The organism is Lentzea miocenica, assembly GCF_033949945.1.
GTDB classification, from domain to species: Bacteria; Actinomycetota; Actinomycetes; order Mycobacteriales; family Pseudonocardiaceae; genus Lentzea; species Lentzea miocenica.
Map to the genome: position 1 here is coordinate 26,733 of NZ_JAXAVW010000048.1, position 12,713 is coordinate 39,445.

Annotated in this window: 8 protein-coding genes; 2 read left to right on the forward strand and 6 right to left on the reverse strand. The window is 67.1% G+C overall.

Going from position 1 to position 12,713, the window contains the following annotated elements:
• Nucleotides 1-11: 11 nt before the first annotated feature.
• On the reverse strand, nucleotides 12-641 hold the full coding sequence (locus SK803_RS41530; protein ID WP_319971712.1) for an RNA polymerase sigma factor: 630 nt from the start codon (nucleotides 639-641) through the stop codon (nucleotides 12-14).
• 210 nt (nucleotides 642-851) lie between these two features.
• On the opposite strand from SK803_RS41530, the gene SK803_RS41535 reads away from it, so the two are divergent.
• Entirely contained in the window at nucleotides 852-2,330 is a 1,479-nt protein-coding gene (locus SK803_RS41535) for a CehA/McbA family metallohydrolase domain-containing protein (protein WP_319971713.1), read from the forward strand.
• Nucleotides 2,331-3,193: 863 nt separating this feature from the next.
• Here the strand turns inward: SK803_RS41535 and SK803_RS41540 are convergent.
• The 5 genes from SK803_RS41540 to SK803_RS41560 form a co-directional block, all read right to left on the reverse strand.
• Nucleotides 3,194-3,385 (reverse strand): hypothetical protein, encoded by a 192-nt coding sequence (locus SK803_RS41540; RefSeq protein WP_319971714.1) that lies wholly within the window; start codon nucleotides 3,383-3,385, stop codon nucleotides 3,194-3,196.
• A gap of 275 nt (nucleotides 3,386-3,660) precedes the next feature.
• Entirely contained in the window at nucleotides 3,661-4,320 is a 660-nt protein-coding gene (locus SK803_RS41545; RefSeq protein WP_319971715.1) for an RNA polymerase sigma factor, read from the reverse strand.
• A 201-nt stretch (nucleotides 4,321-4,521) separates the two neighbouring features.
• A complete protein-coding gene (locus SK803_RS41550) occupies nucleotides 4,522-6,894 on the reverse strand; it encodes a type I polyketide synthase (protein ID WP_319971716.1) in 2,373 nt (790 codons plus the stop codon).
• Nucleotides 6,895-6,914: 20 nt separating this feature from the next.
• Complete coding sequence (locus SK803_RS41555) at nucleotides 6,915-8,054, reverse strand: adenine nucleotide alpha hydrolase family protein (protein WP_319971717.1); 1,140 nt, start codon at nucleotides 8,052-8,054, stop codon at nucleotides 6,915-6,917.
• Nucleotides 8,051-11,788 carry a non-ribosomal peptide synthetase gene (locus SK803_RS41560; RefSeq protein ID WP_319971718.1) on the reverse strand — a complete coding sequence of 1,246 codons (3,738 nt, stop codon included), beginning with the start codon at nucleotides 11,786-11,788 and terminating at the stop codon, nucleotides 8,051-8,053. Before SK803_RS41560 ends, SK803_RS41555 begins: the two co-directional genes overlap by 4 nt.
• Nucleotides 11,789-11,947: 159 nt before the next feature.
• Here SK803_RS41560 and fabG point away from each other — a divergent pair, with 159 nt between their 5' ends.
• Nucleotides 11,948-12,688 carry a 3-oxoacyl-ACP reductase FabG gene (fabG, locus tag SK803_RS41565; RefSeq protein WP_319971719.1) on the forward strand — a complete coding sequence of 247 codons (741 nt, stop codon included), beginning with the start codon at nucleotides 11,948-11,950 and terminating at the stop codon, nucleotides 12,686-12,688.
• Nucleotides 12,689-12,713: the final 25 nt, after the last annotated feature.

Here is a 12,713-nt window from a genome sequence, read left to right on the forward strand (position 1 = left end):
CGTCCTCCAGGTCAGGCTGTCGCGCTCAGCTGCACAGAACGGCCGGAGCCGTCCGCGGATACAGCCTCGGCGGTGTCGGCAACGGCGAGATGGCGAGGAACACCCAGTTCCTCGCGCAGCAGGTTGAGGATGCGTCGGCGCGTCGGGCCGATGGATCCGTGCGGAATCCGCAGCCGCCTGCTGATCTCCGCGTAGCTCAGCTCGTCCTCGCCGAACAGCAGATCGAGCAACTCGCGTTGCGGTGCGCTGAGCACGGACACGGCCTCACCCAGCCGGGAGTGCTCCGCCGCGACGTCGAGCAGTTCCTCGGCGGTGGCCTCGGTCGCGGGCAGTTCGAGCAACTCCAGCCCGTCGCCGACCGGAAGATCCCGCTTCGGCCGCCCGACGTGACGCAGCGCCTCGCGCTTGGCCACGGTCACGATCCACGCGCGGATCTTCTCGGGCTCGCGGATCACGTCGATCCGCTGGAACACCCGCGTCCAGGTCGCCTGACAGGTGTCCTCGGCGTCGTCGGCGTCCAAACCGAACGAACGGACCGTGACCCACACCAGCGGCCGGAACGACTCGATGAGTTCTGCCCAGGCGCGTTGGTCTGATTGCCGGCAACGGGCGACGACCGTACTGATGTCCGATGGCGGCACGACACGATCCCCCTGCTGTGTGAACAAAAGCCGTTGCCAGCGAACTTAAGCGCCGCTCAAGCCGTTTTGTTCACAGTCGTGATGCTCTGACAGGTTCTCTTGGCGGGCAGGGAGTTCGCGGGCGAGCTAGACGGCGTTCACCCCAGGTTCAGGGTGGCGACTGATACTCGCCCGGCCGCACAGGCACCCCTGGCGAGGAGAGATCGTTCGATGGCAGACATCACGGATTCCGGACAACCGCAGGTATCACGGCGGCAGCTCGTCAAGTTCGCCGGAGTGGGCGCGACCTTCGTCGCCGCCGGTTCCGTTGCCGCACCGGCACAGGCAGACGACGAACAGGAACGAGGTAGAGGTTCTCGGAACCGGTCCTGGAGAGCCGGTGACCACCACGTGCACTCCGAGTACAGCGGGGACTTCGACACCTCCGTGACGCCGCCGCGGTTCCACAAGGGAGCCGACGCGGTCTACCCGATCGTCACAAACGCGATCATGGCCAAGAACTTCGGCCTCACCTGGGCGATGTGCACCGACCACGGCGGACCGACGCACTCCAAGGTCAACCTGGAGCAGGCCTACCCGGATCTGCTGCTGTCCCGCAAGCTGGTGCCGGAGGTGCTGCAGTTCTGGGGCATGGAGTTCGACGCACCCGCACTCGACCACCACACGCTGATGATCCCGCGGCACGACGACGAAGCGAAGATGCTCTTCGAGCTGGAGAGCCGCTTCGCGAAGCGCGACGCGTTTCCCAACGATCCCGGCCGTGACACCGAGGCCAAGATGGTGGAGTTCCTCAAGGCGGCCAAGGACATGCGGCAGAAGCCGCTGGTGATCGCGCACCACGCAGCCAGGTCCGCCACCGGCCTCGGGGTGTACGGCCAGGACACGCCCCGGGAGTTCCGCAACGGCAACGACGCCGCACCGGACGTCTACGTCGGCTTCGAAGGCTCGCCCGGCCACCAGGCCGGCCCGCTCGTCGGCGGTGCGCGCGGCGGCTACGGCAGCCACCCGACGTACGGCGGGTTCGACCAGATGACGGCCCGCGTCGGCGGCCTGTGGGACTCGCTGCTCGGCGAAGGCCGGCGCTGGTGGATCACGGCGACCTCGGACTCCCACGTGCACTGGACCCGCGGCGGGTCTGACTTCTGGCCTGGTGAGTACTCGAAGACCTACGTGCACGCGCGCCAGGACTACGCGGACATCATGGACGGCCTGCGCAACGGCCGGATCTTCGTCACGACCGGCGACCTGGTCACCAGCCTCGACGTGACCGCGAGCAACCGGGGCAGGAAGGCCGCAGCCGGCGAGAGCCTGACCGTGCGCCGCCGCGACCGCAACGACGTCGAGATCGAGATCTGTTTCCGCCCGTTGAAGGGGAAGAACGGAAACGGGGTCAGGCCGGAGATCCGCCGCGTCGACCTGATCGTCGGCGAGATCACCGGGCCGAACGCCAACCGCGACGCCGACACCAACCCGACCACCAAGGTGGTGGCCAGGTTCGGGCCGGACCAGTGGCGCCGCGATGGCGACGAGTACTACGTTCGGCACACGCTGCGGGACGTGCAGACGAACCTGTACGCCAGGGTTCGCGGGACCGGCACCAACGAGGACGAACCGCTGGCCGACGGCAAGGAAAGCCCATGGGACGACCTGTGGTTCTACTCGAACCCGGTCTTCGTCCACCGCGTCTGAGCTGCGGAGCGTGAGGGCTGTCAGGTCGAGGCGGAATTGTCTCGACAGCTGGGCCCTCACTGCTCATGGCGCCGTCTCAGCAGTTGAAAGGTCCGCCGCCAGAGCAGCTGAGGTTGCTGCTCGTCGCGTTGAGCGCTGTCTGCGGACGTATCGGGCACCAGCCCAGCCGGTTCCGAGGACCGAGGCACCGCCAGCCAGGATCTGAGCCGCCGTGTTGTGCAACAGCGGTGCGAGGGCTCCGCTGGCGTAGGCGCCAGCACCCCCAAGAGTCAGCATCACCAGCGCTAGCCCAAAAAGCGCGTCGCGTCGAATCTTTGGGTCACGAACCCAACCGTCGATTACTTCGATCCAGTTGGCGCGAACCGTGTCGCCGTCATCTGCCGACGACTTCTTGCTCATCTTCTTGTCTCCTCTCAACGCTGTTCCTGGTGTTGATAGGAGAACGAGTTGAGTCAACTGGATCTCACTGCCTCGGACGGGCGGGGACGAAATATCGGTTTCGTCCCCGCCCGCTTGACCCCCGTTCGACAGGTTGACACGGACACAACCTGTCGAACCAATCTGCGAACGACGTCTCCGCTGCTGTCTCCAGCGGACACCTCTTATCTGTGCTAACCCCTTTCTGCGGTCACACGCTGAGCGACCCGTGTGACACATGTACCGTCTAGCAGTTTCCCCCTGCTTCGACGGTGCGGCACACAATCGCAAGGGGGGAATCGTGTGGCCTGCAGGGCCACTCTTGCGCTGGTGTGCCGGCTGCCTCTCCCGAATCTCTCCACGTCCGGGAAGGCTCATCCCTCTTTGCTTCGCAGCTGTTCCATGCTTCCGATGCTGCCGAGATCGGCGTGGGTGCGAAAGCTCGACTATGTGAGGATGCGGTTCACGTAGTCGATCGCATCCGGATCTCCGAGTTCTGCCGCTTTGTGCCACCACACAGCGGCGTCTTCATCTTGGTTGAGCAGTTCGTACAGCTCGGCCGCCGTTCGGGCGCTGTCGGCATCCCCGAGGGATGCCCGCACCACGGCCTGGTGGAGCTGCAAGTGCAGCAGCACCATGGGCGACACGCTCTCCTCGTGCTGATCTCCAGTCTCAGCGCGAGGAGCCCCAACTTGAAGCGGGTGGGCGCCGGTCCCCACATGACCGGCGCCCACCTGCTCCGCGGTGTGAAGAACCGCCATGCACTTCGGCACGGCAGAGGCTTGGACTCGAAACCTCAGAAGCAGCCTGAGGAGCCGGGGCCAGAATCCCGGATCCAGTTCATTCACAACCGTGGGGGTGGAGCTGTTGGCGTGACTGCGATTCCGCTGGTCCACGCACATCTTCGGCTCCTCTAATTCATTCCTGCCAGCAACGGCTCAAGCCGCGTCAACCCCAACGAGGTGTAGTTGTGCACGACCTTGGCCGGAAGCTGCAGCTCCCGGCACACCTCGTTGACGGTCTTGTCTTCGAGGAATCGTGCGGTGATCACCTGTCGTTGACGTCGAGGAAGCGAATCGAGTGCTTCCTTCGTTGCTGTTCTCAGCGACTTCAGCCAGGGTGGGCCCACTGCCTCGTAGACCCGCGTGTCGTCGCCGAACGTCAAGTCGTGCTCTGCTACGTCACTTTTCTTCCTCCAATGTTCGCTGATTTCCCACTTCAGGGCGGTAATGCAGTAACTTGTGGCAACTTCGCACATTGTTTTCCCGGATCTCGCCAGGCGGATTACTACTTCCTGGGCGAGATCTTCCGAGAGGTGCCAGCCGTTGCCTCTGGAATAGGACTCGTACGTCAGAATCCTGAGCTTCCCGAGAGTCCTCTTTTCGCATTCGGTGCGATCGTGTGGCTGGACGCACGGAGGAAAAGAAGGTTTCTGCATCACAACTGCAGCCCCTGAATCGGGGTTGTTGCTGTGATTTTGGCTGACCGCCCTGACCTCTTGGTGGCTGAGATGCTGGTCAGAGCCGTCGGCACGCGAGCCGAACCCGGTCACGTTGCCGATCTCCTTAGTCAACAGCGGAAGGTTGGAACGAAGACCTAACGGGTTGGCGGCCGCCGGAACTCACCGCGGTCGTCCTTTAAGTGGTGCGCGTCACACGAGCGTGAGTAGCCGTCGGCTGATGCCTGTCAACGAGAGAGGTAACGCTACTGGTCCAAACATGTCGACAGGCGGCACCCTGAGGGGGTACCGCCCGTCGACCTTCGGGTGGATCGCTCAGCTTGCGGTGACAGGTTCGCGTGCCTCGTCTGCCATCAGCGCCCCGACGAACCCCCGGATCGTCGGATGCTCCGCGAAAGCCGAGGCAGGCACCTGCCTGCCCAGCTCGGCACCGAGCTTGGCGGAGATGTCGATGAGCACGAGCGAGTCCAGGCCCAGCTCGAACACGTCCTGGTCGGGGTCCGGCGGCCCGTCCTGCGCCCCGAAGATCCGCATGACCTCCTCCTGCACGTACCCGACGATCGACGCCTCGTCGGTGAGCAGCTGCCGCGGCTGCTCGACCACAGCGGTCTGCGTGCCGACCGAGTACCGCTTCCGCTCGAACGGATATGTCGGCAGCGGAACCCGGCGTGCTCGTTCGTCCGCGTAGACCTTCTGCCAGTCCACCCCGGCACCGGCAGCCCACACCAGTGCCAGCGCGCTCAGCAGGGGACCGCGGCCCGTGGCCACGTCGCCGAGATCGACCCACAGCGCCACCGGGTCACCGGAGGCGAACTCCACGGCCGCATGGCCCTCGGCCTTGGCCAAGGCCTCATGCAGGTCTGAAGTGCCGGACAGGCACGCGATGACGAGTTCGCCCAGACCGCCGCGAACGGCGGCGGACGAGATTCCCCAGGAGAGCAGCAACTCGGTCAGTGCGAGCTGCGTGACGAACGCGGCGGTAGGCGAGGAGGTGCTCAGCAGCTGGCGGGCATTCCCTGCGCCCGAACGCGCCGCGACGGAGTCGACGAGCAGAGCGAAGGCGGGCAACTCGTCGTAGAGGTCGATCGCACCGGGAATCGTTGCGGCGAAGGTGAACCCGAACCTCGGTGCGGCTTCAGCCGTCGCGGTGACGACGTTGTTCTCATCGCCGATGGCGAGGGTGAGCGCGGCGCTGCGGACATCGCCGCTACAGCGGACGGCCCTCCGATAGCGGTGTGCCCGCCGCCCCACGGCGAGTGTGTGCGCCACGTCGTCCAGCTCCAGCTCAGGATGAGCCCGCAGATACCGCGACAGCCTCTCGGTCGCGGTCTCCAACGCGGACGGAGTGCGCGCGGACAGCACGAGCAGCTGGTCCTGTTCGCGACGCTCCGCAACGACCGGCGCGGGTGCCTGCTCCAGCACGACGTGGGCGTTGGTACCGCCGATGCCGAACGAGCTGACCCCGGCCCGGCGCACAGTCGCCTGCCAGTCGGCGGTCTCGGTGCTCACCCGGAACGGCAGCGTGGTCGCGTCGATCTCCGGGTTCAACGAGGTGAAGTGCAGACTCGGCACCAGCTTGGCGTGGTCGAGCATCAGTGCGGTCTTGATCAGCCCGGCCACGCCCGACGCGGCGTCGAGGTGGCCGATGTTGCTCTTCACCGACCCGATTGCGCAGCCACCCGCGGGCAGGCCGGGGCCGAACGCCTCGGTGAGCGCGGCCAGCTCGATCGGGTCGCCCAGCGGCGTGCCCGTGCCGTGCGCTTCGACGTAGCTGATGGTGTCGGGCGAGATCCCGGCGACCGCCTGCGCCTCGGTGATCACCGCTGCCTGTCCCTCGACGCTGGGGGCGGTGTAGCCGGACTTCGCGGCGCCGTCGTTGTTGACCGCGCTGCCCTTGATCACGGCGTGGATGTGGTCGCCGTCCCGCACGGCGTCGGCGAGCCGCTTGAGCACCACGATGCCGACGCCGCTACCGAGCACGGTGCCCTGGGCGGCAGCATCGAACGGCCGGCAGTGGCCGTCGGGCGACAGGATCATGCCCTCCTGGTGCAGATAGCCCTCGACCTGCGGAGTGCGTACGTGCACACCACCGGCCAGCGCGATCTCGCATTCGCCGCCGACCAGGCTCATCACCGCCTGGTGCACCGCGACGAGCGAGGTCGAGCAGGCGGTGTTCACGCTCATGCTGGGCCCGCGCAGGCCGAGCTTGTAGGACAGCCGGGTGGCCAGGAAGTCCTTGTCGTTGGCGATCATCAGCCGGTACCGCTCCGGCCCCGACGCGGTGAGGTAGCGCTCGTACAGGCCGTGCAGCAGGTGGGTGTTCATGCCTGCGCCGGCGAACACGCCGATCGAGCCGTCGAACGAGTTCGGGTCGTACCCCGAGTGTTCGAGCGCCTCGTGCGCGCATTCGAGGAACTGCCGATGCTGCGGGTCGAGGATTTCGGCGTCGTCTGCGGTGATGCCGAAGTGCTCGGCGTCGAACATGTCCGCGTCCGCGAGCGTCTGTCCGGCCCGGACGTACGCCGGATTGGCCAGCACGTGCGGCGGTGTGCCAGCGGCGAGCAGTTCGTCGTCGGTGAAGTGGCGGACCGATTCGTGGCCCGCGCACAGGTTGCGCCAGAACGCGTCCACGTCCGCCGCGCCGGGGAACCGGCAAGCCATGCCGACGATCGCGATGTCGAGTGCCATGATGCTCCAGGTTGGTCAGGTCAGCGGCGGGGCAGTGCGATGCCGAACTCGGCCGCGGTCTCTTTCAGTTCGAGGCAGGTGCGGGCGACGTGGGCGGCGGCGTCCTCGGTGGCGCCCAGCATCGAGAAGAGTTCGATCAGCTCCCGCTCGTGTTCGGCGGGATCGCCCTCGTTCGCGGAGATGGCGAAGAGGGTGGTGCGCAGCCGTTCCTCGAGCTCGATCACGTTGAGCGCCTTGGGGAACTTCAGGCTGAACGAGGTGCGCTGCTGGTCGGGATTGCGATGCGCCGCACGGAGATGACTGGAGGCGTTGATCTTGTAGTACATGCTGCCCCAGTGCGTGTACGAGTACAGGTTCAGCAGTCCGAACAGCCGGCAGTGCGTCTCCAGGGGTGAGGCGCTGTAGAGCCCCTTGTCCTTCAGTTCGGTGACCATCTGGTCCGGGTCGTAGTCGTAGCGGGACCCGATGTATGGGAAGACGATCCGGGGCAGGTCGTCGGCGGGGGCGAAGAGGATCTCCTCGATCCTGCCCTTGAACACCTCGTCGGTGAGTTTCGCACCGAACGTGCGGTAGAAGCCCTGCACGACCTTCCGGACGTCCGACTCCATGGTCAGGATCTGCTGCGGATCCGCGCACAACGCGATGTAGGGAATCTTCCGTTCGAACGCGACGAGGATCGCGCGGATGAGGAAGAACGACCGGCACGAGTAGCAGGGCAGCTTCTCGTCGAGGTACTTGCCGGGCTTCTCGGGTTTCCGGGAGAAGATCTCCGCCATCACCTTCGTGATGCCGTCGTCGTCGGAGTCCAGCAGGAACTCGGCATCGATCTTGTCCCGCATGCCGCGCACGTTCTGAACGGAGTGCTTGCTCTCGAACGGGATGTCGAAGGTGTAGGCCAGCACGCGCTTGCCCAGGCCGTTCACGAAACGGTCGAGCATGAACGTGCTGTCCTTGCCGCCGCTGTACATGAACAGGCAGTCGAACTCGCCGGCGGTGTTCGGCCCCGCGTTGACGAACCCCTGGTACATCTCGCTGGTGTAGCGGAAGTTCTCCACGAGATCGGTCGCCATCGTGAGCTTGCACAGGTTGCACAGGCCGTCGTCGTCCAGCGTCACACCAGGGTGCTGTGCCCCCAGCGAACACACCTTGCATGAGGTCACTTTCGGGGCTCCCCGTCTCCTGGTGTCTTGACCGAACGCAACGCGCGCAGATCAGCGAGTCCTGCTGTGCGCCTTCCGGTGTCCGCCTTCGCTCGCGTCGGCGTCTTCGCGGTGAGGTGACCGGCCATCGCGCGCACGGTCGGGTGGCTGAACATGTCCACGCGAGTCACCGGGACGCCGAACTCGTCACGCAGCCGCTTCACCACCTGCATCAGCAGCAGCGAGTTGCCGCCCAGGTCGAAGAACCCCGAGTCCAGGCCGACATCGCCGCGCCCGAGCACGTCCTGCCAGACGCCTGCGACCGCGCGTTCGGTCTCGGATCGCGGCACGACGAACAGAGCGACCGGAGCTGCGGGTGCGGGCAGGGCCTTGCGGTCCACCTTGCCGTTGTCGGTCTGAGGAATGGCGGTGAGCCACACGAACGCCGACGGCACCATGTAGCCCGGCAGTTCCGAGGCCGTCCACCCACGCAGGTCCGCGTCGCTCGCCCGTTTCTGGCGCGCGACGAGATAGGCGACGATACGACGGTCGCCAGGGGAGTCCTCGCGCACGATGGCGACGGCGTCGGAGACCGCTTCGTGTCCGCGCAGCCGGGACTCGATCTCACCCAGTTCGATGCGATGCCCGTGCACCTTCACCTGGTTGTCCATGCGGTTGAGGTAGATCAGCCGCCCATCCGGCCGCTGCCGCACCAGATCGCCGGTGCGGTAGAGCATGCCGGGTGGCAGGCCCGCCGGGCTCTGAACGAACCGGGACGCGGTGAGCTCGGACCGCTTCAGGTAACCCTGAGCAACACCGTCGCCGCCGATGAACAGCTCGCCCGGCGTACCAGGCGGCACCGGCGCACCGGTCTCGTCGAGCACGTGCAGGCGGGTGTTCGCGATCGGCCTGCCGATGGTCACTGGCTTCCCGGCGACGACCTCGTCCACTGTGGACCAGATCGTGGTCTCGGTGGGGCCGTAGAGGTTCCACACCTGCTCGCACGACCCGGCGAGGAAGTCGGCCAGATCCTGCGGCAGCGCCTCGCCGCCGCACAGCACCCGCAGGTTCGCGTCACCGCGCCACCCCGCAGTGCGGAGCATCTGCCACGTCGCCGGCGTCGCCTGCATCATGGTCGGGCTGCTGCGGCCGAGCTGCTCCAGCAACGCGAACCCGTCCGCGGCCGTCTCCTCAGCGCAGACCTCGACGCGTCCGCCAGAGATCAGCGGCAGGTACAGCTCCAGACCGGCGATGTCGAAGCAGACCGTGGTGACCGCGAGCAGATGGTCTCCAGCCGTGCATCCGGGCTGATTCGCCATGGCACAGAGGAAGTTCGTCAGCGCGCGGTGACCGACGCGGACGCCCTTGGGTTTGCCCGTCGAACCCGAGGTGTAGATGACATAGGCAAGGTCACCGGCATTCGCACGCTCCCGGAACTTCTCGCCCAGCCCGCGCAGATCCGCTCGGTCCAGGTCGACCACGTGCGTGGGGAAGTCGTCGACGTCGTCCAGCAGAGCCGACTCGGTCAGCAGCACGGCGAGGCCGGCGTCCTCGGCCATCGCCCGGATTCGGGCCGGCGGGTACGTGGGGTCGAGCGGCACGTACGCGGCACCCGCCCGCAGCACCCCGAGCAGCGTGACCACCAAGTCGGCGGAGCGGCGCAGGTAGACGCCCGCCAACGAGCCCGAGGCGACACCGCGCCGGACCAGGAACGCGGCGAGGTCGGCGGACCGGCGGTCCAGTTCCCCGTAGGTGAGCGTGGTGTCACCGAAGATCACGGCAGGGGCGTCCGGAGTGCGCCGTGCCTGCTCGGTGATCAGCTGGTGCACGCACTTGGCGCGCGGGTAGTCGCGGCGCGTGCTCGCCCACTCCGCCGTCATCTGGGTGCGGTCGGCCGTCGTGAGCAGGGACGCCGTGGTGAAGTCGGATGCCGTGAACTGGCCGAAGCGCTGGGTGATGCCCTTGACGGCCTCCGGAGCGAAGTGCCTGGCCGAGAACCGCCACAGCGTCGTGCCGTTCTCCGCGATCCCGATCGAGAGCGTCGTGCCCGGCCTCGGGGAGGTGTCGAGGCCGGACACGACGCTGACCGGGAGTCCGTCCCGCGCCAGATCAGCGGTGGGACCGGACAGTTCCGGCCGGGTCCAGATGTCGTCTCGGAGAGCCGGGCGTGCGCGGGCCAGCTCCAGTTCGGTCCGCACGGAAGTACGGAACGTTTCCGAGATCGGCGGCACCCGCAGAATCCCGTGGTCGAGGCCCACGTCGAAACCGTCGGTCTGGCCGCTGATCCTGGACAGGAACGCGAGGACGCGAGCCTCGACATCACCGCCCGGTGCCGCGATCTGGACCGAGACGTACTCATCCGCGGGTGCTGACGAGGGCTTTTCGTGCGGCAGGCGGAGAGCCTGCAGCCCGGTGAGGCGACGCACCCAGAACTCGTCGGCGGCGCGTGCGGCGGCGAACGGATCGGACGGACCGGGCAGCGTGCCCAGCAACCGGGTGGGGTCGGCCGCCATCGCGCTCAGCAGCTCGACGAAGTGGGTCAGGAGGCTCGCCGCGGCCGCGGCGTCGAAGCGCGAGCGGTCGTGGCCGAGCGAGAAGGCGAGCTCGCTGTCGCGATAGGCGTTCAACGTGAGCGGCACGCCCACCTGGTCGCGATAGGTCGTGCGGGTGTTCTCCCAGCGCCCGCCCTGCCTGCGGAACAGCGTGTCCACGGCGAAGTCCTCGAACACCAGGATGCTCTCGAACAACGGCATCGACGCGGGCACGTCGGCCCATTGCCGGATGAGCCCGAGCGGTGTGTGCTCGTACTGCTGAAGCGGCTTGTGGCGGTCGCGCAGTTCGCGCACGAAGTCGATCACCGTGTGAGCCGGGTCGACCTCCGTGCGGTGCGGCAACGTGTTGATCAGCAGACCGAGCATCGACCCGCTGCCGGGGACGCCGGCCCGGCAGGACCGGGTCGCGCCGAACACCACGTCATCACTGCCCTGGTACTGCGCGAGCAACATCGCCCAAGCGGCGTGCACGAACACGCTGACCGGAATCCGGTTCTCCCGGGCGAGCTGCTCGACGGTGGCGGTCGCCTGCTCGGGCAGGGTGCGGGAAATCGAGCCGTAGCCGCTGTCGCCAGTGGAGCCGCCCAGCCTGGGGGCTGCGGTGAATCCGGCGAGGTGCGTGCGCCAGAACGGTTCGCTCGTACTGAAGTCCTGCTGCGCCAGCCAGTCCAAGTGGGCGCTGAACGGCGTCCGCTGCTGGAGATCAGGAGTGCCGCCCGTGCGGAACGCGTCGTAGCGGACCACAAGCTCGTGCACGAGGGCGGCAAGTGAGCGGCCGTCCACCAGCGCGTGATGCACCGTCAGAAGGAACCGGTGCTGCTCAGATCCGGTGCGCGCCAGCAGGAAGCGGATCGGCGGCGCCGTGAAGTCGAACGGCAGGTGCTTGTCGGCGAGCAGGTGGTCGCGCAGCCGCTGATCCGGGTCGCCGTCACGCCAGTCGACGACACGCATCGTGAACTCGGCGTGTGCTCGCACGAACTGGCTGGGACCGCCGGGGTCCAGCACCGTGCGCAGGACCGGGTGTGCCTCGACCAGGGCGCGCAGTGCGGCGCCGAAAGCCTCTACGTCTAAGGGTTCGGACAGCGCGAGCGTGCACTGGACGACGTAGCTGCCCTCCTCGGGTGCGCTCAGGCTGTGCAGCAACATGCTGTGCTGAAGCTCGGTCAGCACACGCGGTTCGTCCGATGTGGATGGTCGGGTCATGGGTGCGGCTCCTTCACGTCGCATTCCCACAGTGGGGTGCCGCGCCCGTTTGGATACTCCGGCGACGAATTTGCCGCCGCGGTATCTCCGCCGCACCTGGCCGGGTCTGTGGCCGTGAAGGGCGATCGCCCCGTCACCACACCAGCTGGGGAGGAACCGATGTCGGAGCGTCCGTGCGCGATCGTCACAGGAGGGTCGCGCGGGATCGGCAGGGCCGTCGCGGTCAGGCTGGCCGTCGAGGGTCACGACATCGCGTTCTGCTCGCGGGCGGTCGACGACCACGTCAAGGAGACGCTCGAGCTGATCAGGGCCGAGGGTGCCGACGCGGTGCACGAGGTGTGCGACGTCAACGACCTCGCCTCGGCGCGGGCGTTCATCACGCAGGTCGAAGAGCAGCTCGGTCCGATCGCGGTGCTGGTCAACTCGGCCGGCGTGGTCCGCGATGGCGCGTTCTTCCGGATGTCCGGCGAGGACTGGGACACCGTGCTCGGCACCAACCTCACCGGCACGTTCAACCTCTGCCGCGGCGTCCTCTTCGGGATGATGCGGCGCAAGGCCGGCGCCATCGTCAACGTGTCGTCCATCGTCGGCGAACGCGCGAGCGCCATGCAGGTCAACTACGCCGCCGCGAAGGCCGGCGTGAACGGGCTGACCCGGTCGCTGGCCAAAGAAGTCGCCGCACATGGCGTGCGGGTCAACGCGGTCGCGCCGGGGTTCATCGAGACCGACATGACAGCCGAACTCGACGACAAGGTGCGTGAGGCCGCTCTGGCGATGACTCCGCAGCGGAGGTTCGGCACGCCGGACATGGTCGCCGACCTCGTGTCCTTCCTCGTGTCGCCGCGAGCCGAGTTCATCACCGGCCAGATCGTCCACGTCGACGGCGGCATCAGCCTGTGAGTGCGGAAGTTGTTGCACCGCAGCG

Bases quoted from the DNA above. Each gene is read 5' to 3' on its own strand.
- fabG (WP_319971719.1), top strand. From the start codon at position 11,948: ATGTCGGAGCGTCCGTGCGCGATCGTCACAGGAGGGTCGCGCGGGATC.
- SK803_RS41535 (WP_319971713.1), top strand. From the start codon at position 852: ATGGCAGACATCACGGATTCCGGACAACCGCAGGTATCACGGCGGCAG.
- SK803_RS41560 (WP_319971718.1), bottom strand. From the start codon at position 11,788: ATGACCCGACCATCCACATCGGACGAACCGCGTGTGCTGACCGAGCTT.
- SK803_RS41540 (WP_319971714.1), bottom strand. From the start codon at position 3,385: ATGGTGCTGCTGCACTTGCAGCTCCACCAGGCCGTGGTGCGGGCATCC.
- SK803_RS41550 (WP_319971716.1), bottom strand. From the start codon at position 6,894: ATGGCACTCGACATCGCGATCGTCGGCATGGCTTGCCGGTTCCCCGGC.